Source organism: uncultured Brachybacterium sp., assembly GCF_947500705.1.
Taxonomy (GTDB): domain Bacteria; phylum Actinomycetota; class Actinomycetes; order Actinomycetales; family Dermabacteraceae; genus Brachybacterium.
Genome location: NZ_CANMSY010000001.1, coordinates 296134 through 319503 on the forward strand (window position 1 = coordinate 296134; position 23370 = coordinate 319503).

At 72.1% G+C, this 23370-nt stretch carries 17 protein-coding genes and 1 tRNA gene; 8 read left to right on the forward strand and 10 right to left on the reverse strand.

Annotated features, from left to right (window positions below; genetic code table 11):
- Positions 1-10: 10 nt before the first annotated feature.
- The 3 genes from Q0937_RS01390 to Q0937_RS01400 all read right to left on the reverse strand — a co-directional run bounded on the left by Q0937_RS01390 (position 11) and on the right by Q0937_RS01400 (position 4841).
- Positions 11-1711, reverse strand: a complete 1701-nt coding sequence (locus Q0937_RS01390; RefSeq protein WP_299298951.1) for a GTPase family protein — start codon at positions 1709-1711, stop codon at positions 11-13.
- The gene (locus Q0937_RS01395; RefSeq protein WP_299298953.1) at positions 1708-3462 is read right to left on the reverse strand and encodes a dynamin family protein; all 1755 of its coding nucleotides are present in this window, start codon (positions 3460-3462) and stop codon (positions 1708-1710) included. Before Q0937_RS01395 ends, Q0937_RS01390 begins: the two co-directional genes overlap by 4 nt.
- A 101-nt stretch (positions 3463-3563) precedes the next feature.
- Complete coding sequence (locus Q0937_RS01400) at positions 3564-4841, reverse strand: acetoin utilization protein AcuC (protein ID WP_299298955.1); 1278 nt, start codon at positions 4839-4841, stop codon at positions 3564-3566.
- A gap of 102 nt (positions 4842-4943) precedes the next feature.
- On the opposite strand from Q0937_RS01400, the gene Q0937_RS01405 reads away from it, so the two are divergent.
- Together Q0937_RS01405 and Q0937_RS01410 are read left to right on the forward strand one after the other, a co-directional pair.
- Complete coding sequence (locus Q0937_RS01405) at positions 4944-6359, forward strand: TrkH family potassium uptake protein (protein ID WP_299298957.1); 1416 nt, start codon at positions 4944-4946, stop codon at positions 6357-6359.
- Between the two features lie 124 nt (positions 6360-6483).
- Entirely contained in the window at positions 6484-7149 is a 666-nt protein-coding gene (locus Q0937_RS01410) for a TrkA family potassium uptake protein (protein ID WP_299298959.1), read from the forward strand.
- Between the two features lie 6 nt (positions 7150-7155).
- Here the strand turns inward: Q0937_RS01410 and proC are convergent, their stop codons facing one another.
- From proC to Q0937_RS01430, 4 genes are all read right to left on the reverse strand, one after another.
- On the reverse strand, positions 7156-8022 hold the full coding sequence (gene proC / locus Q0937_RS01415) for a pyrroline-5-carboxylate reductase (protein WP_299298961.1): 867 nt from the start codon (positions 8020-8022) through the stop codon (positions 7156-7158).
- Between the two features lie 115 nt (positions 8023-8137).
- Positions 8138-8455, reverse strand: a complete 318-nt coding sequence (locus Q0937_RS01420; RefSeq protein WP_299298963.1) for a hypothetical protein — start codon at positions 8453-8455, stop codon at positions 8138-8140.
- Positions 8452-12969 carry a DUF4011 domain-containing protein gene (locus Q0937_RS01425; protein ID WP_299298965.1) on the reverse strand — a complete coding sequence of 1506 codons (4518 nt, stop codon included), beginning with the start codon at positions 12967-12969 and terminating at the stop codon, positions 8452-8454. The genes Q0937_RS01420 and Q0937_RS01425 overlap by 4 nt, the downstream gene beginning before the upstream one ends.
- Before the next feature lie 258 nt (positions 12970-13227).
- Positions 13228-14085, reverse strand: a complete 858-nt coding sequence (locus Q0937_RS01430) for a DeoR/GlpR family DNA-binding transcription regulator (RefSeq protein WP_299298967.1) — start codon at positions 14083-14085, stop codon at positions 13228-13230.
- A 162-nt stretch (positions 14086-14247) separates the two neighbouring features.
- On the opposite strand from Q0937_RS01430, the gene Q0937_RS01435 reads away from it, so the two are divergent.
- Positions 14248-14445 carry an antitoxin gene (locus tag Q0937_RS01435; protein ID WP_299298969.1) on the forward strand — a complete coding sequence of 66 codons (198 nt, stop codon included), beginning with the start codon at positions 14248-14250 and terminating at the stop codon, positions 14443-14445.
- Positions 14446-14549: 104 nt separating this feature from the next.
- Here the strand turns inward: Q0937_RS01435 and Q0937_RS01440 are convergent, their stop codons facing one another.
- A complete protein-coding gene (locus tag Q0937_RS01440) occupies positions 14550-15293 on the reverse strand; it encodes a copper resistance CopC family protein (RefSeq protein ID WP_299298971.1) in 744 nt (247 codons plus the stop codon).
- 73 nt (positions 15294-15366) lie between these two features.
- On the reverse strand, positions 15367-16800 hold the full coding sequence (locus tag Q0937_RS01445; protein ID WP_299298973.1) for a nitrilase-related carbon-nitrogen hydrolase: 1434 nt from the start codon (positions 16798-16800) through the stop codon (positions 15367-15369).
- Positions 16801-16873: 73 nt separating this feature from the next.
- On the opposite strand from Q0937_RS01445, the gene Q0937_RS01450 reads away from it, so the two are divergent.
- Positions 16874-16946: transfer RNA gene (locus Q0937_RS01450), tRNA-Arg, on the forward strand.
- 53 nt (positions 16947-16999) lie between these two features.
- Here the strand turns inward: Q0937_RS01450 and Q0937_RS01455 are convergent.
- Positions 17000-17785, reverse strand: coding sequence for a Crp/Fnr family transcriptional regulator (locus Q0937_RS01455; RefSeq protein WP_299298975.1), 786 nt, complete (start codon positions 17783-17785; stop codon positions 17000-17002).
- 152 nt (positions 17786-17937) lie between these two features.
- On the opposite strand from Q0937_RS01455, the gene Q0937_RS01460 reads away from it, so the two are divergent.
- The 4 genes from Q0937_RS01460 (at position 17938) to Q0937_RS01475 (ending at position 23348) form a co-directional block, all read left to right on the forward strand.
- Positions 17938-18177, forward strand: coding sequence for a heavy-metal-associated domain-containing protein (locus Q0937_RS01460; RefSeq protein ID WP_299298977.1), 240 nt, complete (start codon positions 17938-17940; stop codon positions 18175-18177).
- 89 nt (positions 18178-18266) lie between these two features.
- Entirely contained in the window at positions 18267-20267 is a 2001-nt protein-coding gene (locus Q0937_RS01465; RefSeq protein WP_299298979.1) for a cation-translocating P-type ATPase, read from the forward strand.
- 87 nt (positions 20268-20354) lie between these two features.
- Positions 20355-21260: an NADP-dependent oxidoreductase gene (locus Q0937_RS01470; RefSeq protein WP_299298981.1), complete on the forward strand. Its 906-nt coding sequence runs from the start codon at positions 20355-20357 to the stop codon at positions 21258-21260.
- 42 nt (positions 21261-21302) lie between these two features.
- Entirely contained in the window at positions 21303-23348 is a 2046-nt protein-coding gene (locus Q0937_RS01475) for a prolyl oligopeptidase family serine peptidase (RefSeq protein ID WP_299298983.1), read from the forward strand.
- Positions 23349-23370 lie beyond the last annotated feature (22 nt).

Sequence of the window (23370 nt, forward strand, 5' to 3'; positions counted from 1 at the left end):
CCCTGCGTCCTCAGCCGCGGGCGAGTGCGAGATCCCTCGCAGCGTTCGCGGCGAGCTCCAGCTCGGCGTCGACCTCGTCGACGACGAGGTCGTGGGCGACCTCCCGCACTCGGGCCGTGAGCACGCGTCGTGCCCGGCGGCGATGCCAGCCGGCGGTCAGGGCGGCGACCACTCCCCCGGCCACACCGATCAGGATGCCGGCGGCGATCCCGAGCACCACCAGCACCGTGGGCAGCGGGATCGGGATCCAGAGCTCCTCGACCATCGGCATCGGCGGCGGCGGGACGCCGAGGAATGCCAGCAGCGCGTTCAGGCCGAGCCAGCCCAGCCCCACCACCCAGGTGAGCAGAGCCAGCCACTGGAGCACATCGAGCACCGGCCACCACCAGGAGGTCCTCGTCGCCCGCAGATCGGCCCGGGCGATCGCCTGGTCGAGCGCATCGGGCAGCTCCTCCTCGTGGGAGCGTGCCGCTGCCCGCACCGCGGCGCGCCAGGGATCGCTCCCGCCGGCGGAGGCGGCATCGGCGAAGCGTCGCACCCCACCGGCGGCGCGGGCGCGGGCGGCGGCGTCGGGCTCGGGCAGGGAGGTGCGCTCGAGCCCTTCACCGTCCCGGGCATGGCCGATGCCGAGGCGGCGCAGCGGGTCGGGCCGCGCCGTACGCAGCCAGCGCAGCGGAGGCCAGCCCACCTTCCCGGCCGCGCGATAGCGGTAGGAGGCGCCGACGGCGCGGGACACCGGCTCGACCCGGGCCGCGGTGGCGAGGTCCTCGACCAGGTCGTCGATCTCGGCCGGGGTCGCGTTCGCCGGCAGCCCGGCGGGATCAGCGGCGTCCCGCAGGGTCTCGGCGGCGCCGCGCACATCGGCACGATGCCGGGAGGCGATGGCCTCGCGGCCCCGGGCGATCTGGAGCAGATGAACGCGCAGCTCCTCGATCCCCTCCCCGGTGCTCGCCGAGGTGGCGAACACCGGAGCCTGTTCGAGCCCGTCGGTCCGGGCGAGGGAGGCGAGGGACGCGAGCACGGCCTCGCGCTCGCCCTCACGGATCCGGTCGATCTGGTTGAGCACCAGCACGGTGACGGCATCATGACCGGCGAAGGGGCGCACGAACTCCTGATGGAGCACCGCGTCGGCATACTTCTGCGGGTCGGTGACCCACACCAGCACGTCGACCAGGCCCGTCATCCGCTCGGCGACGGCACGGTTCGCGCTCTCGACCGAATCGAGATCGGGCAGGTCCAGCAGAACGATGCCGGGGGTTCCAGACGTGCCGGCGGCCTGCTCCCGGCGGGCGCGGCGGCCCGCGGGCGGCTGGGCGGCGCTCGCGGCGAGCGCGGCGTCGGTCCCGTCGAGATGGTGGCGGTCCTCGACCTCGAGCCAGTCCAGCAGCGCATCACTGCCCGGTGCGCCGAGCACCGCGGCGACCGGCTTCGAGGTGGTCGGCCGGCGCACCGCGGCGCGGGAGACATCGGCCCCGACCAGTGCATTGACCAGTGAGGACTTTCCGGAGCCGGTGGCTCCGAAGAGCCCGATCACCGTGTGTTCGGCGGAGAGCGCGCGGCGCCGGTCGACGCGGCCCAGCAGCTCCGTCACCGTCGCGAGCGGTCCGTCGGCGGCGACCCCGTCGAGCGCCTCAAGGGCGCTCTCCAGGGCGTCGATCCGCTCGGCGAGCGGGGCGGGGCCCTTCGCGGAGCGGCTCAGCAGCGGGCTCATGCGTCCTCCCGGATGTCGCGGGCGAGCTGGGTGAGGGCCTCGGCGTCGGCGCCCAGGAGCGCGCCGGTGCCGACCTCTCCGAGGGCGTCGAGCCGGTCGAGGAAGGGCCCGGAGCGCTCGGCGACCAGCGCGTCCAGCCGGGAGGTGAGGCGCTGGCGGGCGATCGCAGCCATGCGGCGCACGGCGTCGTCGCCGAAGATCGTCTCGAGCAGCTTCTGGCCGACGACCGCGGTGGCGGCCCCCGCACCGACCTCGAGGCCGGTGGGGATGAAGGCGGTCGAGGCGAACACGACGACCATCAGTGCGACGCCGACGACGTTGACGCCGAGCGAGAGGATGCGGGCCTTGGTACGGCGATCGGCGCCCTCGGAGCGGACCAGCTCGAGCACATCCCCCTGCCAGGCCCGGATCGCGCTCGAGACCTCCTCGGCGTAGCCGTCGGGCAGGCGGGAGAGGTCCTGGCCCTCCACGAGGTGGCGCCCCGCGGCAGAGGAGCGCCAGGCGTTCTCGGCCCGTTCCGCGCCGCGGGCGGTCTCGTCGATGACCACGTGCACCAGGCCTGTCCCCAGCGCCTGCTCGGCGGCGACGGCCGGGGCGGGCTTCCCGCTGAGCACCTGGCCGATCCGGTCCCGGGCACGGGTCACCAGGGACTCCACACCCCGGAAGAACTCCCCGGTGCCCACCACGTCCTGCCAGCGGGCGAGCACCTCGCCGCGCAGCAGCGAGCCGTCGCCGAGGGCATCATCGATCCGCTCGCGCGCGCCGGAGAAGGCGGCGATCGCCTGCTCCCGCAGCTGCTGACGCTCGGCGTCCTGCACGGCGGCGTGCTCGGCGATCGTCCGGGCAGAGCCCGCCAGGCCGTCGAGGGCACCGGCGAGGGTGCGGCGGGCGATGCGGCTGCGGGCCTCGCCGTCGGCCGCAAGGGTGCTGAGGTGCTCCTGCAGCTCGGCGATCACCGCGGGCGGCAGCATGCCCTCCTCGTCGATGTCCGTCTCGGGGACCAGGAACAGGCGGTCCACCTCGATGCCGTTGCGCTCGAGCATGCCGCGCAGGTCTTCGGCGAGCTCCTCGGAGACGCCCTCGCGCGGTGGGATCCGGTTCATCACCACGTCGACGGTGACGTCGCGCTCGGCGGCGGTGCGCAGCACGTCCCATGGCACGGCGTCGGCGTAGCGGTTGGCGGTGGTGACGAACAGCCACAGATCCGCGGCGCGCAGCAGCTGTCGGGCGAGCTCGCGGTTGCCGACCGCGACGGAGTCGATGTCCGGTGCGTCCAGCAGGGCGAGGCCCTGCGGCACCCGCTCCTCCCCCCGAAGCTCGAGGGAGGTCGCGGGATCGATGTCGCCGGTGGTGTCGCCGGTGCCCGGCGCCTCGGGATCGCGCCGCTGGCCCGCGTGGACCCGGGCGAGGCCCGGCAGGATGCGGGTGCCGGTGAACCAGGGCTCATCGGCCGGGTGGTGCAGCAGCACCGGCCGACGGGTGGTGGGACGGATCGCACCGGACCGGGTGACCGGATGCCCCACCAGCGCATTGACCAGGGTGGACTTGCCGGCACCGGTCGAGCCGCCGATGACCACCAGCAGCGGGGCGTCGAGCGACTCGAGGCGCGGGATCACATGGTCGCCGAGCTGGGAGCGGGCGGCCCCGGTCGCGGCACGGGCCTGCTCGACACCCTCGACAGGCAGCGGGAGCTCGAGGCCGCGCAGATGCTCGGCGAAGGCGTCGAGCACGGCGGTGGTCCGGTTCGTCATCGATCCCCCTGGGGTCTGGACACGAGTGGTGACGGCGTCATTGTGGCAGGCTCGTGCCATCACGACGGCGTTCAGAGCAGTTCCTCCGATGCTGGTCCTGCTCAGTCCAGGAACGGATCCAGGCCCCACTCGGGGAAGATGAACCGCCGCGCCGCCTGGACCGCGCGGTCCAGGCCGTCCTCGGGATCGAATCCCTGCTCCCAGTCCCGAACGGTCAGGGGCCGCCCGTCCCCGAAGGTGATCAGCCCCGGCTCCGGGGAGAGCCCATGGGCGGCGCGGGCCGCATCGGCGAGCGCGATGTACTCGGCCGGCAGCGGGGCGGTGGCGTCGATCGCCTCGCCGGTCGCGATCGCGATCAGGTGCGCCCAGGAGCGGGGCACCACGTCGATCACCGCATATCCGCCGCCGCCGAGCGCGAGCCAGCGTCCGTCGCAGACCTCGTCGGCCAGCTCCCGCATCAGGAGCATCACCTCGCGCTGCGCCTCGAGGGAGACCGTGAGGTCCGCCAGCGGGTCCAGCCGGTGGGTATCGGCCCCGTGCTGGGTGACCAGCAGCGTGGGCTTCACGGCCCGGACCAGGGCGGGGACGGTCGCGCGGATCGCGCGCACCCAGCCGTCGGCCGTGGTGCGCGAGGGCAGCGGCACGTTGATCGCAGCTCCCGCAGCGCCGGCCCCGCCGGAGTCCTGCACGAAGCCGGTGCCGGGGAACAGCCGCTCCCCGGTCTCGTGGACGGAGAGGGTGATCGCGCGCGGCTCGTCCCACATCGCGCGCTCCACGCCGTCGCCGTGATGGACGTCGACGTCGACGTACATCACGCGCTCCTCCCCGGCGTCCAGGGCGTGGCGGAGGGCGAGCGCCGCATCGTTGTAGATGCAGAAACCCGAGGCCGTGGCGGATTTGGCGTGATGCAGGCCCCCGGCGAAGTTCACGGCGCGCCGCACCCGGCCCGAGAGGATCGCATCGACCGCGGCGATCGACCCGCCGGCGATGCGGGCGGAGGCGGTGTGCATGCCGGGAAAGGGAGGGACGTCATCCCCTCCGAGTCCGAAGCGGATCAGCTCGTCGAGCTCCTCCGCCGTCATCTCCTCCATCGGCCGGGAGGCCTGCTTGACCGCCGCGATGTAGTCGCGATCGTGGACCCGGGACAGCTGCTCCTCGGTGGCCACGGGCGCCGCCAGGGTCTGCACCCCGGGACGGTCGAGCAGCCCGGCGCAGCGGGCGAGCTCCCGGGTGAGCGTGAGCCGGATCGGGGCCATCGGGTGGAAGGGACCGAAGTCGTACTCGCCGAGCGCGTCATCCCACACGATCCCGGTGGGGACCGGCGGATCGACACCGTCGACCGGGTCGACAGCGGACGAGGGCAGCGCAGCATCGAGCATGAGGCGAAGCGTACCCAGCGTTCCGGATCTTCGCCTGCCGTCAACGGTCGTAGACTGCCGCGGACCGCGACCACCGGTCACGGCCCGTGGACGAGGAGCAGCATGAGCACACCCGGCAGACGCGCCGCCCCGCCGCGCAACCGGCCGCTCGGCGCCCGGAAGCGTCCCCCCGAGTGGCGCCTCGCGCTGAACTCGCTCACCCGCGCCACCCCGGCACGGATCGCGCTCGGCGTGTTCACGGCGCTGATCGGGGCGTTCACCGTACTCCTGTCGCTCCCCGTGGCGACCACCGACGGAGTGCGCACCAGCTTCACCGACGCGCTGTTCACCGCGGTTTCCGCGATCTGCGTGACCGGGCTGTACACGGTCGAGACCGGCACCCACTGGTCCACCTTCGGCCTCACCGTGATCATGGTCGCGATCAAGCTCGGCGGACTGGGACTGATGACCGTCGCCTCGCTGCTGAGCCTGTCGGTGATGCACCGCCTGGGCCTCGCCCAGCGGGTGATCACTGCCCAGGAGACCCGAGCCGAGCGGCTCGCCGAGGTCGGCGGGGTCCTGAAGATCATCCTCATCACCTCGACCGTCTTCGAGGTCGCGACCTTCGTGGCGCTGACTCCGTACATGTTCATCACCGAGCACGGGGTCGGGGAGTCGTTGTTCCTGGGCCTGTTCTACGCCATCAGCGCCTTCAACAACGCCGGTTTCGTCCCGGAGGCGACGGGGACCGCGCAGTACGTCGGCGACCCCTTCTTCACCATCCCCATCGCCCTGGCGGTGCTGGTGGGCTCGCTCGGCTTCCCCGTCATCCTGGTGGTGGTGCGGAAGCTGCGCACGCCCCGGAAGTGGAGCGTGCACGCGAAGCTCACGCTGAGCACCACGGCGCTGCTGTTCCTGGTCGCCTTCCTCGGCTTCCTGGGTCTCGAATGGTCGAACCCCGCGACCCTCGGAGACCGCCCGCTGGGCACGAAGCTGCTCGGGGCGGCGTTCGCGGCGGTGATGCCTCGCTCGGGCGGGTTCTCCACGATCGACGTGGGGCAGCTGACCGCCGAGTCCCGCCTGCTGACCGATCTGCTGATGTTCATCGGCGGCGGCTCCGGTTCCACCGCGGGCGGGATCCGGGTCACCACCTTCGCGCTGCTGATGCTCGCGATCTGGGCGGAGGTCCGGGGCAACCCGGATGTGGAGGTCTTCAACCGCCGCATCCCTCATGAGACGATCCGCCAGGCCATCGGTGTGCTGGTCATGAGCGCCTCGGTGGTGTTCCTGGCGACCTTCCTGCTGCTGCGGATGACCCCGTACACACTGGACCAGACGCTGTTCGAGACGCTGTCCGCCTTCGGCACCGTGGGGCTGTCCACCGGGATCACCACCGCCCTGCCCGAGGAGGCGAAATGGGTGCTGATCCTGTGCATGTACATAGGGCGTCTGGGTCCGATGACCCTCGGTGCCGCGCTCGCCGTCCGCAGCCGGGTGCGGATGATCCAGCTCCCCTACGAACGCCCGATCGTCGGCTGACCCTGAGCCGGGCACGGACCAGCCGGGCACGGAGGAGCCCAGCACAAGTGCCCGGCGGACAAGGCCCTAGACTGTGCCCGCTCAGCTCGCGGCATCGCCGCGGGCCCGTCCGAGAGGAGCAGACATGCCACGCAGCACGCGCGACGAGGGAGTGCTGGTGATCGGGCTCGGCCGCTTCGGCGCCTCGATCGCCCTGACGCTCGAGAAGCTGGGCACGGAGGTGCTTGCGATCGACACCGACGAGGGACTGGTCCAGAAGTACTCCGGTCAGCTCACGCACGTGGTGCGGGCCGATGCCACCCAGCCCGAGGTGCTCGAGCAGATCGGTGCCGGCGACTTCTCGATCGCCGTGGTGGGCGTGGGCACCACCATCGAGGCCAGCGTGCTGATCACCGCGAACCTGGTGGACCTCGGCAAGCCGGTGATCTGGACGAAGGCGATCTCCGCCGCGCACGGCAGGATCCTCCAGCGCATCGGCGCGCACCACGTGGTCTATCCGGAGGCCGACGCCGGCAAGCGGGTCGCCCACCTGGTCAACGGCCGGCTGATGGACTTCATCGAGTTCGACGACGACTTCGCGATCGTGAAGATGCGTCCCCCGCACGAGGTGCAGGGCATGACCCTCGCGGAATCAGATATCCGCCAGCGTCACGGCGTGACCGTGGTGGGGGTGAAGTCACCGGGCAAGGACTTCACCTATGCGGTGCCCGAGACCATGGTCGCCGCGCATGATCTGCTGATCGTCTCCGGCCGCACCGGGCTGATCGAGAAGTTCTCCCACCGGGCCTGAGCCGGGTCAGTCCTGGGTCATCTCCCGGGACTTCTGGGCGGCGGCAGACATCGCGGCGGCGACCCCGGCCCGCATCCCGGCGCGCTCGAGCGCGGCGAGACCCTCGACGGTGGTGCCGCCGGGGCTGGAGACGCCGTTCTTCGCGACCGCGGGATGGATCCCGTTCTCGCTGAGCATGGTCGCCGCGCCGCGCACCGTCTGCTGGATCAGCGTGGACGCCAGGTCGCGCTTCAGGCCCAGCCGCACGGCCTCATCGGTCATCGCCTCGATGATCGCGAAGACGAAGGCGGAGAGCGAGCCGGCGGCGCCGATGAAGGCGTGGACCTGCTCCTCGGTGATGTCGACGGCGACCCCTGCACGGGAGAACAGCGCATGGACCAGCCGGTGCTGCTCGTCGGTCACGGCGCTGCCGCGCATCAGGCCCACCGCGCCCTCCCCGACCGAGATCGGGGTGTTCGGCATCGCCCGGACCACCGCGCGGCCCTCCGGGAGGGCCTCCTCGAGCTGCGCGAGGGTGATCCCGGCGGCCAGGGAGATCACGACCGCGTCGGCGGGGATCTGCTCCCGCAGCTCGGCGGCCAGGTCGAGGATCTGATACGGCTTCACGCCGAGCACCACCACGTCGGCCTCCGCGAGCGCGTCCCCGCGGGACTCCGCGGCGGCGGCCCCGAGCGCCTCCGCCGCACGGCGGCTGCTCTCGGGACTGGTGTTGGCGATCCGCAGGCGGTCGGGCCGCACCCCGGCGTCGAGCATCGTGCGGGCGACCGGCCCGCCCATATTGCCGGCACCGATCACGACGACCTGGAGGGCACCTAGGTCGGGGCCGTTGGCGGCGGCAGGAGCGGAGTCTGCGGAAGAGGCGGTGGCGTTCATCTTCCCAGCGTAGTGCGGGCCGAGCCGAGGTGCGGGCCCGCGCGTCGAGCGGTCCGGACACACGGGAACGAGGGCCTGCTGCGCGGAGAGGTCCGTGCCGGGCGGGGCGGCCCGATCAGCGGCCGCGGCCCCAGTGCGGGGGCACGTCCCCGGCGATGCGGGCATCGTTGGACTCGTCGACCCCGGGCTCCGGGGCGTCCTCGGCGACGCGATCGGGGGGGATCGGCCGACGCCCCTGCGCGGCCCTCCCCTGCGGCGACGGGGACTCGGGCTCCTCCCACGGGATCGGCTTGCCGGTCACCGAGGAGATGACCACGCGCCGCGCGGGGCGCGCCTCGCGACCTTCCGGTCGTCCTGCGTCCGCTCCCCGCTCAGCGACTCCGCGCTCAGCGGCTCCGCGCTCTTCTGGGCCTGCTCCTGCGTCGGTGCTCACTGGCGCTCCTGGTAGCGGCGGATCGCGCTGGAGACGGAGACGTCCAGCAGCACCGAGCGCTGCTCGAAGCCGAGGAAGCTGCGCACCTCGGTGGCCAGATGCTCCTCGAGCCGAGCGCGACCGTCCGAGCAGATGTACTCCACCACGGCATCGAAGTCGTCGCTCGAGTAGAACGACAGCTGGTGCCCGGCGGGGATCTGCGGCCGTGGCAGGCGGTGGCGGATGGTGCCCACACCCGAGGGTGAGTCGGAGCTCTCCTCGGCCTGGACCAGGCGCAGCGCCCGGTCCACGGCACGCCGGATCCGCTCGGCCTCGCCATCGGGGTCGATGAACAGGGCCCAGGACCAGACCCGCTCGGTCGCCCAGCCGGCGGCTTCGAGCCGCTCGGCGCGCAACCGGTCGCGCTCACGCTGGCTGGGGGTGTCGACGTAGTGGGAGCCGTCGGTATCCACCGCGAGCAGCAGGCGGCCCGGCATCTCGGGGTGGCCGAGCGCGAGCTCGATCCGATCGGCCGAGAGCCCGAAGTCCCGCTCGACCAGCAGGCCGAGCCGGAAGAGCCGATCCGCGAGGTCCTGCACCAGGGCATCGGTCTCGAGCTCCCGGGGAGCACGGAGCTCCGGAGCGGGCTCTGCGGGCCCGGCGCCGGATTCGGCAGCCGGTTCATCGGCCGCCTGCTTCTGGTCGGTCTGATCGCCGGCCGCGGAGTAGGCGCCCGCGGCGTCGTCCACCGCTGCGGAACTGTCCGTCTCGGCAGCGGTCTCGCTCTCGGTCTGGTTCCCGGGGGCCTCCACCGGCGCGGCGCTCTGCGGGGACCCGGCGGATTTCCTGGTCAATGCCGCTTCGATCGCGGCGTCCAGGTCCTCGTCCGACAGCTCCGCGTCCGACAGCTCTGCGTCCACAGCGGCCGCTTCTGCGGTGCGCGGCGCTGCCGCCGGGTTCCCCTCCTGGATCGGCGCCGCCGGGGAGAGCCGCGGCTCCTGCAGGGCTGGGGGGTCGATCTCCTCATCGCTGCCGGTGAGGGAGGCGACGTGCGGGACGACGGGGACGTCCGGCCCGCCCTGCAGCACCCACAGAATGGCGCGCAGGTCTCGCGCGCCGTCCGAGCGCAGCCGGGCGTGCTCGAGATCCTGGACCCCGATCGAGGAGACCACAGTGGTCCGACCCCGGGCCCGCGTGATCACCGTGGCCAGCGCCTTGCGTCCGCCGGCCTCGGAGAGCGGGCCGAAGCGATGCAGCAGTCTGCTGTGCGGCGTCTTCCCGAAGCCGACCGAGACGATGATGTCGTCGCGCACCACCGCAGTGGCCTGGTCGGCGGGCAGGACGGTGAAGACCTCCTTGGCCGCGGGGTCGAAGTAGTCGCGCAGCGCGGGGATCACGGAGACGGTGTTCATGATCCGCTCCATCAGCCGACGGGCATGGTCCTCGGTGAAGGTGAGCACCGCGAGCGACCGCTCGGGGCGGCTGCGGGCGTGCTCGATCACCAGATCGGTGACCCGGCGCAGCTCGGCCTCGGTGCTCTCGACGTACTCCATGCCCTCGGTGACCGGGCCCCGCCCGTTCTCGACCATCACCAGCCGGTCCTGCTCGGGAGCGACCGGGCTCGGCACCGCGACCACCTCTCCGACCAGTGCTCGGCGCTGCGCGAAGCCGCGCAGCCCGTCGGTGGCGGGGTGGGGGTCGCGCAGGATCTCGACGTGCGGAGCGATGCGCAGCATGTCATCGAGCAGGCTGGGCGCGGAGTCCCCGCCGTACTCGAGAGGATCTCCGACCACCACGGTCTGCTCGGCGCGGACGATCGAGGGCAGTGCGGCGGCGGTGGGCAACCGCCCGCCATCGGACACGATCACCACGTCGAAGTGGCGGCCGCGCGGGATCACCTGCGGGACCAGGTACGGCGAGGCGAGCCAGGCGGGACGGGCGGCGAAGAGGATGTCCTCGTACTTCGCGGCCAGGTCCCGGATGGAGACGGTCGAGGAGCGGGCGAGCTCCGCGATCGCCGAGCGGGAGGTGTCCGGGTAGGACTTCATGGTCTCCACGCGGTTCTCGTCGGCCGCGGCGTGCACCCGGACGGCGGCGTCGGCGAGATATCCCGCATCGAGCCTGCGGAACCGCTCGGCGACCTGGGACAGCGAGGTCCCGTCGTACTGCGAGATGGTGGGCTCCGCGCCGGCGATCAGCTCGAGCACGCTGTTCCACCAGCTCAGCTCGAGCTCCGCCCCGACCTGCTCGGTGGGCACTCGGCGGAGACGGAGGTCCTCGACCAGACCGCCGAGACCGTCGAAGCTGAGGCGGCGCAGCAGCTCGGTGCGGCGCGGGAGGGTCTCGAGGTCCGAGCGGTCGGCGGCGAGGGCATCGATCCGCTGCTCGAGCTCCGCGAGGTCGGTGCGGGTGAGGTCGGCGCCGGCGGGGGTGCCGTCCAGCAGCACGGAGAGCTCGTCCAGGGCCTTCTCGGAACGGGCCGCGGCACGACGGACCGACTCGAGGTCGTCCGGCAGCGTCGGGCGGGATGGCTCGGCCCGGCCCCCGGCGGTGGCCTGCTCGGGCTCGATCGCGGCCCGACGCCAGGCCTCGGCGACCCTGCGGGCCTCTCCCAGGTCCTGATGGAGATCCGGGGAGAGCGCGGCCGGACGCTGCAGGGCGGCGGCCTCGCGGCGCAGGCGCCGACGCAGACCGAAGCCCATCGTGACCCCGTGGTCCTCGCGCCAGCGCTTGTCCGCGGTGGCGGCGACGAGATCCGCGAGCGGCGCGCCGAACACCGCCGCCTGGAAGGTGCCCAGCAGGACGCGCACCCGGTCCAGCAGGGCCAGGCGCTCGTCCAGCTGGGCCAGGGTGGTCGGCTCGGTGAGCCCGAGCTCACCGCCGGCGCGGGCACAGGCCCGGCGCAGCTGCGGCAGGATCTCCTCGCGCAGCTGGTCCACGAGTTCCTCGGCCCGTGCAGCCTGGGTGTCGCTGCTGATGGGCGAGCCGTACCAGCTGGTCAGCTCCGGTCCCGTGGTGAGCACGCCGACCTCGGCGGCCTCCCGCAGCACCGCGGCGTAGCGGTCGCGATGCTCGCCGATCATCTGCGCCGCGACATCGGCGCGCAGCCGCACCTGAGTACGGGGGGCCGGGCTCAGCCTGGTCAGGGCGGCGAGCGCAGAGATCGCGTCGTGCGCGGAGGCGTCCCAGGGCTGCTGGACCCGGTGCATCGCCTCGACGTGTCCCATCAGGATGTCCCGGCTCGCGCCGAGCTCCTCCGGGAGGCCGTCGTCCGGTCCCAGCCCGTGGGATCCGGCGCGTCGCAGACTCCGCAGCAGCGCCGCGGAGGCATTGCGCTGCAGGGAGGGGTCCGGGGAGAGGTCGAAGACGAGCTCGTCGAGTCCCCGGTGCTGCGCGATCTCGACCAGCTGTGCGAGGTTGCGGCGACGCTGGGAGACGATCAGCACGGAGCGGCCGCGGGCGTTGAGCTCCTCGGCGAGATCGACCACCAGGCCGAGGCTGGTGGTGCCGGGCGGGGTGACGACGGCGAGGTCCTGCCCCGCCAGCACTCGGGCGAGCACGTCGCGGTGGCCGGGGTCGACGGCGGCGACCAGCTCTGCCTCCGGCACCTCGGAGACGGCGGCGGAGTCCTCCGCGCGCACCACGGCCTTCGCCCCCTCGTCCCCGGCGAGGGCAGCGACCAGCGGGGAGGAGGACCAGTCGGAACGGTCCGCGGCGAGATCGTCGGCGACCGAACCGGTCGCGTCCATCAGGTTGCCGACCACCAGGGCGTGCACCACCCGGAAGCCGGGCAGCGGCTGGCCCAGGGAGCGGAAGGCGTCGAGCACCGGGGTGGGGTCGAAGCCGTGGGTGCTGTCGGTGGTGGCCAGCAGCGCGCGGGCATCGACGGCGACGCCGGCCTCGCGCAGCGAGCGCAGCAGCACGGGGTTCAGGTCGGCGGTCGTGTCGACCTCGAGGTCCACGTCCTCACGGGCATTGCCGCGCAGACGCAGCGTGATCGGGCGCACCAGCACCGGGGCATGGATCGGCTCGGAGCCGTCCTCGGGATACCAGATCGCCTCTCCGATGCCGAGATGGCAGGTGGTCAGACCCACCTCCTCCGCATGCCGCTCGGCGATCTCCCGGATCGAGCGGGCGTGCGCACGGGCATCGGCCAGCGCTCCCACCTCGCGCACCAGGGACGACAGCCGCGTGGGACCACGGCCCGCGAGCAGCTGGGCGAGCCCTGAGGGGTGCGAGTGGGTCAGATCCAGCACCACTCCGCCGGCGCGGATCTGGGTGAGGAAGGAAGGTGCCGCAACACCGCCGGTGAGCTGCTGGGTCCAGCGATCCAGGGCATCGGCGACCCGGTCCTCGCGGCTGAGCGGACGGTGCTCGCGCGGGGTGACGGGCAGATCGTCCTCCTCCTGCTCGGGAGCGATGCCGGCGCCGACCTCGTCGAGGTGCCGGTCGACCACCACGTCGTAGCCGCTCGCCTCCTTCGCCGCCGTGCCGTCCTTCGCGGGGACCGTGGTGCGGTCGGTCCCGGAGCCCACGGAACTCTCAGAACCCTCAGACCTGCCGGACCGTGCCCCCGAGGCACCTCGGCGCTCACGGGCCATCGCTGAAAGGGCATCGTCCCGAGGGGTCGCGTCCTCGTCCGATCGCTCTGATCGCTTCTTCCCGCGCAGGAAACTCCACATGGTCGCTCACGCTACCGGGGTCGGGGCGCACGCCGGTGCAGGCGTGCCGCAGATCCTCACCCGGCCTGCTCACATCATGCGAAGCCCGGGCGCGCAGCCCGCCTGCACGGCTCACACCTCGTGCAGGCGCACCGAGGCCTCTGCGAGATGCTCGCGCAGCGCCTCGGGAACGGGTCCGGCGATGACCAGGTCGGTGAGCACCGAGACCGGGCAGATCCCGGCCAGAGCCCGGTGCCCGATCTTGTCAGCAGTCGCCAAGCCCACCACCCGGCGGGCATGACCGATCATGATCCGGGTGACACCCGCCTCGGCGTCGGAATTGCAGGTCAGGCCCGCGTTGAGGTCGATCCCGACGGTGCCCACGAACATCGTGTCGAGCCACAGATCGCGCATGGTCGCCGTGGCGAGCGGACCGGTCAGCTCGAAGGAGTACGGCTCGGCGACGCCGCCCAGCACCACAGTGCGCACGGAAGGTCGGAGCACCGCCTCGGTGGCGATGTTCAGCGCCGCGCAGACGACGGTGAGCCCCGGCTTCCCGTCCCGCGAGTCGATATCCGGCCGAGACACGGCGCGGCGCGCGGTCGAGGTGGTGGTGCGCCCCCCGTTGAAGCCGATGATCTGACCGGGCTCGACCATCGCCGCCGCCTTGTCGGCGACCCGTTCGCGCTGCGCAGAGCCCTCGTCGGCGCTGCGCGGCACGGTCGCCAAGGAGTAGGCGACGTCGACCGCGACGATGCCGCCGTGGGTGCGCCGAGCGAGCTGTGCACGCTCCATCTCCATGAAGTCGCGGCGCACGGTCGACTCGCTGACCCCGAGCTCCACGGCCACCGCGGCGACGCTCAGTCGCTTGGTGGTCGCCAGCAGCGTGAGCACGTGGTCCCAGCGGGCGCTGCGGTCCGCGGGAGGGGTCCGAGTGTCGTCCGCGCGCCGCGCACCTTTTTCGTCAGATCCAGAATTACGCAGAGTCACGCAGCCAGTATTGCGCGTTCACCGTCGACTGGCCGGAGAACCGTGCAGAACACAGCAGTTCCGCGGGATCATCACGGTCACGTTTGAGTCACGCGCTCCCCTCGGCATAGGTTTGCACCGTCGCCCTGCACGGGGCGGTTCCGCGAACGGAAGGACATCCACATGGGTTTCGATGACGCGCTGAACAAGGCCAAGAATCTTGCCTCCGAGAACCCGGAGCAGGCTGAGCAGCTCCTGGACGCCGCCGGCGACCAGATCAAGGAGCGCACCCCCGACAACGTCGATGGGCAGGTCGACTCCGGTCTGGATGCAGCCCGCGACAAGTTCGGTCTCGGCGGGGACGAGAACCAGGGCAACTGAGCCCGGTCCTCCCGACCACATGACGAGGGGCCCCGACGCCATCGGCGTCGGGGCCCCTCTGTGCGTGTCTGTGCGTGCCAGTGCGCGCAGGTCAGTCGCGGCGGTCAGTCGCGGCGGCGCACGATGAAAAAGACGGCGGCGGCGGCGCCGACGAGGATCACCGCGAGGATCCCGATCAGGACGCCCATCGAGATGCCACCCTCCTCGTCCGCGGCGGGCGCCGAGGAGGCCTGCTCCTGCGGGGTGCCCCCGGTGCCTGCGGCCTCCGAGCTCTCCGCTCCCCCGGCATCGCTCGCCGCGGCGTCGGACTCCTCTGCGCCGGGCTCGTCTGCAGCGCCGCCGCCGTCGCTGGGTGCAGCCGGCTCGGCCGGGCCCTGCTCGACGGTGAGGGTCTGGGTGCCCTCGATGGGGTGGCCGTCGCTGGAGACCACGCGCCACTGGATGGTGTGGGTGCCGGCCGGGAGAGGCTCCTCGAGCGTCGCGGTGGCGACGGGGCCCTCGACGGTCGGGACGATCTCGGCGAGCTCGGTGCCGGACTCGTCAGTGATCCGCACCAGCGGGCTCACCTCGAGCACATCCGCCGAGAACGTGAAGGTCAGTTCGTCGGGAGAGGTCTCCAGGGTCGCGCCATCCTCCGGATCCGCGCTCAGCAGGGTGTCATGCGCCTGCGCCGGGCTGGGCATCGCCAGCAGCACTGCGAGCAGCATCGCGCTGCACAGCGCGAGCAGCGTGACCAGGCGGGCAGGAACAGTACGGGCTGGCAGGGTGCGGGTCGGCGCGGTGCGGGCCGCCACAGTGCGGGCCGGCGCGGTGCGACCAGAGCTGGAGCGGTCGATCGGAGACATCATTCCTGCAGGCTACGCCAGCATGACCGCGCTCCGCCGTGGCGCCGATCACCTCCGCTGAACGCAGTCGCGAGAGTCAGCCGTTCGGAAGGTCCACGTGGTGCTCGAGCACCGGGAGCGAGGCACGGGCGGCGTCGATCTCCTCGAGATCGATATCCACCAGCAGCAGCCCCGGCTCACGGCCGAGCTCCTGGCGGATGGCACCCAGCGGGCCGACGGCGGCACTGCGACCGATGCCGCGAGCCGCCTTCCCGGCGTAGTCCGGCGGCGGGGCCTGATCGGCGGCGAGCACCACCGTGGTGGAGTCGAGCGCGCGGGCCCGCAGCAGCAGCTGCAGCTGCTCCTGCTTGCCCGGCCCCTCGGCCCAGGCCAGTGGCAGCAGGATCGCCTGCGCACCCCGGCGGGCCAGCGCCGTGAACTGCTCCGGGAAGCGCACGTCGTAGCAGGTGGTGATCCCGAAGCGGGTGCCGTGCAGATCGAAGGTCACCAGCTCGTCGCCCGGGGCGACGGTGCGCGACTCGTCGGCGCCGAAGGCATCGAAGAGATGGATCTTGCGGTACTCGAGATGGGGATCCCCGTTCGGGCCGCGCACGATCACGGTGTTGTGCACGCGGCCGTCCTCGGTGGGGGTGAAGGAGCCCCCGACGACCACCAGGGCGTGCTCCTCGGCGAGCTCCTGGAGCAGCTGGGCGAAGGCATCGTGGTGGGTGAGCGCTGCCGCTCGCAGATCGGTGCCGAAGGGGGTGAGCGTCGCCTCGGGCAGCAGCACCAGGTGCGCGCCCTCCTCGGCGGCCTCCGCGACGGCCAGCCGGACGATCTCGAAGGTGGTCTCGAGGTCCTCGGAGACCTCGATCTGCGCCAGGGCGATGCGGGGGCCGGCGGCGCGGCGCACCTGGGCCAGGGCGTCGGGGGTGTCGATGTCCGCCCCTTCCGCGCCGAGTGCGCGCAGGGTTCCGAGTTCCCCCGGGCCGAGCTCGGCGTAGAGCCGGCGCAGGCTCAGGTCGGCCCAGCCGCCATCCTCGTGCTCGACCGCGGCCAGCGCCTCCCGCAGCCGGCCCAGCGGCCAGGCCGCGCCGAGGAACTGGAGGTGACCATCCTCGGCCTCGAGCGCCACCACCCGTCCGCTCTCGGCGCTGCGGGCGGCGAGGCTGCGCAGGGTCTCGGGCCGCAGCATCGGCATATCTCCGCCGAGCACCAGCACGGTGGCGTCGTCGGATCCCTCGGAGAAGTCGGCGACGCCGCGGGCCAGAGCGGCCAGCGGACCCGAGCGCGGCGGGTCCTCGAGCACGAAGCGCGCTCCGTGACGGATGGCGAGGTCACCGCCGTCTTCCCCGCTGGGGCCGACCACGATGCGGCGCCCGTGCGGGGCGGCGCGCAGCACCCGCTCCAGGGCGGTCGCACCGGCGATCGGCAGGCGGGTCTTGTCGGTGCCGCCCAGGCGCGAGGACGCACCACCGGCCAGGATCACGGCGGCGACGGTGGCGGAGGTCTCGGGCAGCTCGCTGGACATGCTCAGATCCTGCCATGGAGCGCTACCATGTTCGAGGCCCACGTCCCGGATTCTTCCGGGGACGGGCCGGATCGCCCCCGTAGCTCAGGGGATAGAGCACCGCTCTCCTAAAGCGGGTGTCGGACGTTCGAATCGTCTCGGGGGCACGCACCAGAGGACCGAGCTGCACAGCGCCGTCAGCTCAGCTCACCCGCTCTGCTCACTCCTGCGCATCGCGCAGCGCCTCGAGCCGGGCCCGATCCTTCACCGCGGTCCAGCGCCGCCCCGAGTCGATCAGGCCCTCTTTCTTCCAGCGGCTCATCACGCGGGAGACGGATTCCGGGGTGGAGCGGGCCAGGCCCGCGAGATCCGCGCGGGACAGCGGCACCTCGAGCATGATTCCGTCGCTCCCGCGGTCCTCCCCGAGCTTGTCCGCCAGGCGCAGCAGGGTGCTCGCGACCCGCTGCTCGACCGTGGCGGAGCCCTGGGAGCCGATGTCGGACTCAGCACGCGAGAGGCGGGCGGCGACGTCGTCGAGGACCCGCAGCGCGATGCGCGGCTGCTCAGCGAGGACAGAGCGGAAGTCGTCCTGGTGGATGCGCAGCACGCAGGTGCCCACGAGCGCCGAGGCGGTCTGGTGGTGGATCGGCTCGCCGAGGGTGCTCATGGTCCCGAACAGCTCCCCGGGGACCAGCAGATCGGTGACTGTCTCGGTCCCGCCTGCGGTGACCTGGGACAGCTTCACCCGGCCCTCGGCGACCACGTAGAGGGCTTCCGCCGGTTCGCCGGCGCGGTAGATCGGGGCGTCCGGGGTGAAGGTCAGGGTGCGCATCCGGGCATCGATGCGATCCAGCTCCGACTCACCCAGCCCGAGGAAGTAGGGCGCGCGGGCCAGCACGTACAGCCGCACGGGCCGTGGGCACTGGTGGGGCAGGGTGATCTCCGTGAGTGGGATCGTGCGTCGGCCCTGCGCGGCGGGCCCGGCGGGTGGCTCCTGGATGGTCATGGCTCGACTCTAACCCTCTCCCATCCGGCCTGGTCAGAAGTGGAGTGCAGTTGATTGATCCCTGTCATGTCGCTTCCACAAGAACCCTTCTAGGTTGAGAGCACATCGAGGGAAAGCCCCTCGAGGACCACGCTCCAGAAGGAAGGCTCACCATGACTGCCACCCCCGCCACCAGCACCCACTCCATCTTCCGCGCCGAGGGCTTCAGCTGCCCTTCCTGCGTCGCCAAGATCGAGAAACAGGTGGGCCGCCTCAAGGGCGTGCAGAACGTCAGCGTGAAGTTCGCCTCCGGCCGCGTCGAAGTCGACCACGACGCCTCCGTGACCACCACCGATGAGATCGTCGCCGCGATCGACAAGGCCGGCTACACGTCCGTCCTCTCGGCCTTCTGACCCCTGGCGGCCGGGCCCCATGGCCCGGCCGTCCTGCCCAGATCCTGCTCCGCGTCCTGCGCTGCACCCGACTTGAAAGGCACCACCTCATGTCTGCTCTGACCCGTTGGCTGCGCGGTCCTTGGGGAACCCCGATCATCTCGGGTCTCCTCATCGTCGTCGCCGCGATCCTCTCGCTCACCGTCGGGGTGAACCCCTTCGGCTCCGGCCATCAGCACGGCCTCGGTGTCGAGCTCGAGGGCCCCGCTCCCCTGGTCGCCTCCGCTCTCTTCATGATCGCCGCGGCGCTGGTCGCCGGCATCCCGATCATCCTCAAGGCCGTCCGTGCCCTGATGGTCAAGGTCATCGCCATCGATCTGCTGGTGGCCATCGCCGCGGTCGGTGCGCTGATCATCGGCCAGTACTGGGAAGCGGCTGCCGTCACGTTCCTGTTCGCCATCGGCCACGCCCTCGAGGCCGGCACCATGAACCGCACCCGCTCCGCGCTCGCCGAGCTCGTGGCCGTCGCCCCTGATGTCGCCGTGGTGATGCGGGAGGGCGAGCAGGTGGAGATCTCCGCCGCCCAGGTCCGGCCCGATGAGACCGTTCTGGTCAAGAACGGCGCCAAGGTCCCCGTCGACGGCATCGTCATCGGCGGCACCGGCGCCCTGGATGAGGCCTCCATCACCGGCGAGTCCATCCCCGTCGAGAAGGGCGAGGGCGACCAGGTGTTCGCCGGCACCATCTCCGGCGGTGGCTTCCTGCAGGTGCGCGCCACCGGCATCGGCGCCGACACCACCCTGGCCCGCATCATCCATCGCGTCGAGGAAGCGCAGGACGCCAAGGCGCGCACCCAGACCTTCATGGAGAGGTTCTCCACCTGGTACACCCCCGGCATCATCCTGCTGGCCCTGATCACGGGGCTCCTCACCGGGAACGTCGTGCTCGCCCTGACCCTGCTGGTGATCGGCTGCCCCGGAGCGCTGGTCATCTCCATCCCCGTCTCGATCGTGGCCGGCATCGGCCGCGGCGCCAAGGACGGCATCCTCATCAAGGGCGGCGAGTACCTGGAGACCAGCGCGAAGATCACCGCCGTCGCCCTGGACAAGACCGGCACCCTCACCGAGGGCAAGCCCTACCTCACCGACGTGACCGTCCTGGACCCTGCGCTGGATCGGGCCGACGTGCTCGGCTGGGCGGCACGCGCCGAGGCCGGTTCCGAGCATCCGCTGGCACGTCCCCTGATCGACGCCGCGGCGTCCGAGGGCCTGCCCACCCATGGCCTGCCCGAGCACACCGAGCCGGTTCCCGGCAAGGGCATCGTCGCCACCCTCGAGGGTCGACGCGTCGCCGTCGGCAACCTGCCGCTGCTGGCGGCCGAGGACATCTCCGAGGATCGCGGCGCGGCCGCGGAGGTCGACCGGCTCGCCGGACTCGGCCGCACCCCGATGGTCGTCACCCTCGACGGCCGCGTGATCGGCGTGGTCGCAGTCGCCGACCGGATCCGCACCGATGCGAAGGAGATGATCGCCCGGCTCCACGCGGCCGGGGTCACGCAGGTCGTCATGCTCACCGGTGACAACCGGCGGGTCGCCGAGGCGGTCGCCGCCGAGGTCGGGGTCGACGAGGTGCGGGCTCAGCTGCTGCCCGAGGACAAGCTCACCGTCGTCCAGCAGCTGCAGAGCGAGGGCTATACCGTGGCGATGGTCGGCGATGGCGTCAACGACGCCCCGGCCCTGGCCACTGCCGATATCGGTGTGGCGATGGGTGCGGCCGGCTCCGGGGTCGCCATCGAGACCGCTGACATCGCCCTGATGAAGGACGATCTGCTGAGGCTCCCGCAGGCGATCGGCCTTGCCCGCAGCACGGTCTCTGTGATGCGACAGAACATCGCGATCGCGCTGATCACGGTGATCGCGCTCCTGGTGGGCGTGTTCGCCGGTGGGGTCACGATGGCGATCGGCATGCTGGTCCACGAGGGTTCGGTGCTGCTGGTGATCGTCAACGCGATGCGGCTGCTGCGCCGCCGCGAACAGCAGAGCACCCATCGCCCTACCACCCCGGCCTCGCCCCGCACCGCGCAGGACGTCGTCGAGGAGCAGATTGTCTGAGCAGCACCTCCCGCTCTGATATGCACCCCCACCGCCCCTCGGGCGGTCCCCGCACCGCTCGTGCACCACACTCGAAGGAGTCCCGAGATGTCCGCAGTGTTCGTCTTCACCACCTACGGCGGCCCGGAGGGCCAGCAGCTCATCGAGCGTGAGGCCCCCGCCCCCCGGGCCGGCGAGATCGCCATCGAGGTACGCGCCGCCGGCGTGAACCCCGCCGACTGGAAGCGTCGCGAAGGCGCCTTCGGCACCCGTGGCCGCCTGCCGGCCGCGATGGGGCTCGAGGCCGCCGGGGTCGTCACCGCCGTCGGGGAGGGAGTCGAGGATTTCGCCATCGGGGACGAGGTGCTCGGCGCTCCGGCCCGCGGGCTCGGCGCCTTCGCCGAGCACACCGTCCTGGACGCCTCGGCGACGGTCGCCAAGCCCGAGGAGATCTCCTTCACCGATGCCGCCGCGATCCCGGTCGCCGGCACCACCGCCTACGACCTCACCCACCAGGTCGAGATCGAGGCCGGCCAGACGCTGCTGGTCCTCGGCGCGGGCGGCGGCGTGGGCCGCATGGCCCTGCAGATCGCAGCGGTCCACGAGCTGGCGGCCATCGGGGTCGCCTCGGAGTCCAAGCGGGAGCTGATCGAGGCCAGCGGCGCGACCTTCGTGCCCTCCGGGGAGGGAGTCGCCGAGCGCATGCGGGCCCTCGCCCCCGACGGCGTGGACGTGCTGGCCGATCTCGTGGGCGGTGACGCGCTGCGGGAGCTGGCACCGCTGGCGAAGGACCCTTCGCTGATCGTCTCCGCGGCCGACGCAACCACCGCCGTCGAGCTCGGCGGCGCCGGCCGTGAGCAGTCCGAGGGAGTGCTGGGCAAGATCACCGGAGTCGTCCAGTACGGTCTCGTGGACCCGCATGTGGTGGAGACCTTCCCCCTGAGTCAGGCCGCTGAGGCAATCGCCATGGTGGAGTCGGGCCACGCTCACGGGAAGATCGTGATCATCCCCTGACCTGCCGTCGGTGCCATCCGCGGCTCCGGTAACGTGACGCGGATGACCTCCTCCACCACTGACCCCGCCGCTGCTTCGAGCCCGTCCGCTGACTTCACTGACTTCACTGATTTCACTGACATCGACGGCTTCCTGCGAATCCCCCGCCTGGCCTCCGTGGCTGCGAGTGACGACGGGAGGGTGATCGCCGCGATCCAGGAGGCCGACGAGCCCGGCGCGAAACTCGTCTCCTCGCTCTGGGAGCTCGACCCGGCCGGGGAGCAGCCCGCCCGTCGGCTGACCTTCTCCGCCAAGGGCGAGAGCTCGCCCCGGTTCGCCCCCGACGGCTCGCTGCTGTTCAGCTCCTCCCGGCCGGATCCCGAGGGGGGCACCGAGGAGGAGGTCACCGCGATCTGGCGCCTGCCGCGCACCGGCGAGGCGCAAGTGGTGGCCTCCGCTGCCGCGGGCCTGTCCCTGCTCTCGGTCGCCGCGGACGGGACCATGCTCGCGGCCACCAGCGTGCTGCCGGGCAGCAGCCTCGAGGAAGATGCCGAGCGCCGGAAGGTCCGCAAGGACGCGAAGCAGACCACCATCTGGCACACCGGGATGCCGATCCGGATGTGGGACCACGAGATCGGCGACGAGAGCCGCCGGCTGGTGCTGGTCTCCGCCGACGGCGACCTCACCGATCTCACCCCGGGCGTCGGCACTGTGACCCTCTACGCCGCCTCCGCGGACCTCTCCCCCGACGGTTCCACGGTCGCGACCTCCTGGACCCAGCGGGTGCGCGGCGGCGAGACCCGCAGCTCGCTCGTGCTGATCGACACCGCGACCTTGCGCCGCAGCGTGCTGCTGGAGGCGGACGAGTCCGCCCAGTACGGCTCCCCGCTGTTCTCCCGCGACGGCCAGAGCCTGGCCGTGATCCGCTCGACCGCCTCGTCCCCCACCGACACCAGTTACAGCCGCCTGGAGATCCACCCCCTCGGCGGCGGCGAACCGATCACCGCGCAGCTCGGCGATCTGAGCATCACCGACCTCGAATGGGCTGCGGATGGCACGCTGCTGGTGGCCGGAGACCTGCATTCCTCCGGCGCGGTGCTGCGGGTCGATCCGGCCACCGGTGAGGCTCGCACGGTGGTCGGCGACGGGGTGTTCTCGTCGCTCACCGCCACGGCGGACGGCGCCCTGTTCGCACTCCGCAACGACGTGGCGACCCCGGCCCGGCCGGTCCGGATCGGTGCCGACGGCAGCACCGCCGAGCTGTCTGCTCCAGGAGCCGTTAGCGCACTGCCGGGCACCCTGGAATGGGTCGAGACGGACGTCGACGGACTCACCGTGGGCGGCTGGCTGTGCGTCCCTGCGGGAGCATCCGACGAGACCCCGGCGCCCGTCATGCTGTGGATCCATGGCGGGCCCCACGGTTCCTACAACGCCTGGAGCTGGCGCTGGTGCCCGTGGCTCGCCGTCGAGCGCGGCTATGCGGTGCTGATGCCCGACCCGGCGATGTCCACGGGCTACGGGGATGCGGGGCTGAACCGCGGCTGGCCGCGTCGTCCGGACGTGGTGTTCCACGAGTGCGAGACCCTCTTCGATGCGGTGCTCGAGCGCCCGGACCTCGACGGCTCCCGCACGGCGATGCTCGGGGCGTCGTTCGGCGGCTTCATGGCGAACTGGATCGCCGGACACACCACGCGCTTCGATGCGATCGTCACCCATGCGGGGCTGTGGGCGCTGGACCAGCAGCACCGCACCACCGACGCCGCGGCGTCGAAGATGCGCGTGCACCGCCACGAGAACGAGGACCCGGACTGGTACCGGGCCTTCTCCCCGCATCACGAGATCGACGCGATCACCACCCCGATGCTGATCACCCACGGCAACCGCGACTATCGGGTGCCGATCAGCGAGGCGCTGCGGCTGTGGTGGGACCTGGTCTCCACCTGGGATGGCGAGCCGCAGGACATGCCGCACCGCTTCCTGCAGCTGACCAGCGAGAACCACTGGGTGCTCACCCCGTCCAATGCGCTCGCCTGGAACCATGCGGTGCTGGCGTTCTGCGATCAGCACGTCCTCGGCGCCGAGCCGATCCCGGAGGTGCTGCCCTGGTGACCGCGGAGCTGACTGCTGCTGC

Excerpts from the sequence above, each read along its gene's own strand:
- Q0937_RS01395 (WP_299298953.1), bottom strand. The coding sequence starts at position 3,462 with ATGACGAACCGGACCACCGCCGTGCTCGACGCCTTCGCCGAGCATCTG.
- Q0937_RS01475 (WP_299298983.1), top strand. The coding sequence starts at position 21,303 with ATGACCTCCTCCACCACTGACCCCGCCGCTGCTTCGAGCCCGTCCGCT.
- Q0937_RS01405 (WP_299298957.1), top strand. The coding sequence starts at position 4,944 with ATGAGCACACCCGGCAGACGCGCCGCCCCGCCGCGCAACCGGCCGCTC.
- proC (WP_299298961.1), bottom strand. The coding sequence starts at position 8,022 with ATGAACGCCACCGCCTCTTCCGCAGACTCCGCTCCTGCCGCCGCCAAC.
- Q0937_RS01445 (WP_299298973.1), bottom strand. The coding sequence starts at position 16,800 with ATGTCCAGCGAGCTGCCCGAGACCTCCGCCACCGTCGCCGCCGTGATC.
- Q0937_RS01440 (WP_299298971.1), bottom strand. The coding sequence starts at position 15,293 with ATGATGTCTCCGATCGACCGCTCCAGCTCTGGTCGCACCGCGCCGGCC.
- Q0937_RS01410 (WP_299298959.1), top strand. The coding sequence starts at position 6,484 with ATGCCACGCAGCACGCGCGACGAGGGAGTGCTGGTGATCGGGCTCGGC.
- Q0937_RS01455 (WP_299298975.1), bottom strand. The coding sequence starts at position 17,785 with ATGACCATCCAGGAGCCACCCGCCGGGCCCGCCGCGCAGGGCCGACGC.
- Q0937_RS01400 (WP_299298955.1), bottom strand. The coding sequence starts at position 4,841 with ATGCTCGATGCTGCGCTGCCCTCGTCCGCTGTCGACCCGGTCGACGGT.
- Q0937_RS01470 (WP_299298981.1), top strand. The coding sequence starts at position 20,355 with ATGTCCGCAGTGTTCGTCTTCACCACCTACGGCGGCCCGGAGGGCCAG.
- Q0937_RS01460 (WP_299298977.1), top strand. The coding sequence starts at position 17,938 with ATGACTGCCACCCCCGCCACCAGCACCCACTCCATCTTCCGCGCCGAG.
- Q0937_RS01390 (WP_299298951.1), bottom strand. The coding sequence starts at position 1,711 with ATGAGCCCGCTGCTGAGCCGCTCCGCGAAGGGCCCCGCCCCGCTCGCC.
- Q0937_RS01435 (WP_299298969.1), top strand. The coding sequence starts at position 14,248 with ATGGGTTTCGATGACGCGCTGAACAAGGCCAAGAATCTTGCCTCCGAG.
- Q0937_RS01465 (WP_299298979.1), top strand. The coding sequence starts at position 18,267 with ATGTCTGCTCTGACCCGTTGGCTGCGCGGTCCTTGGGGAACCCCGATC.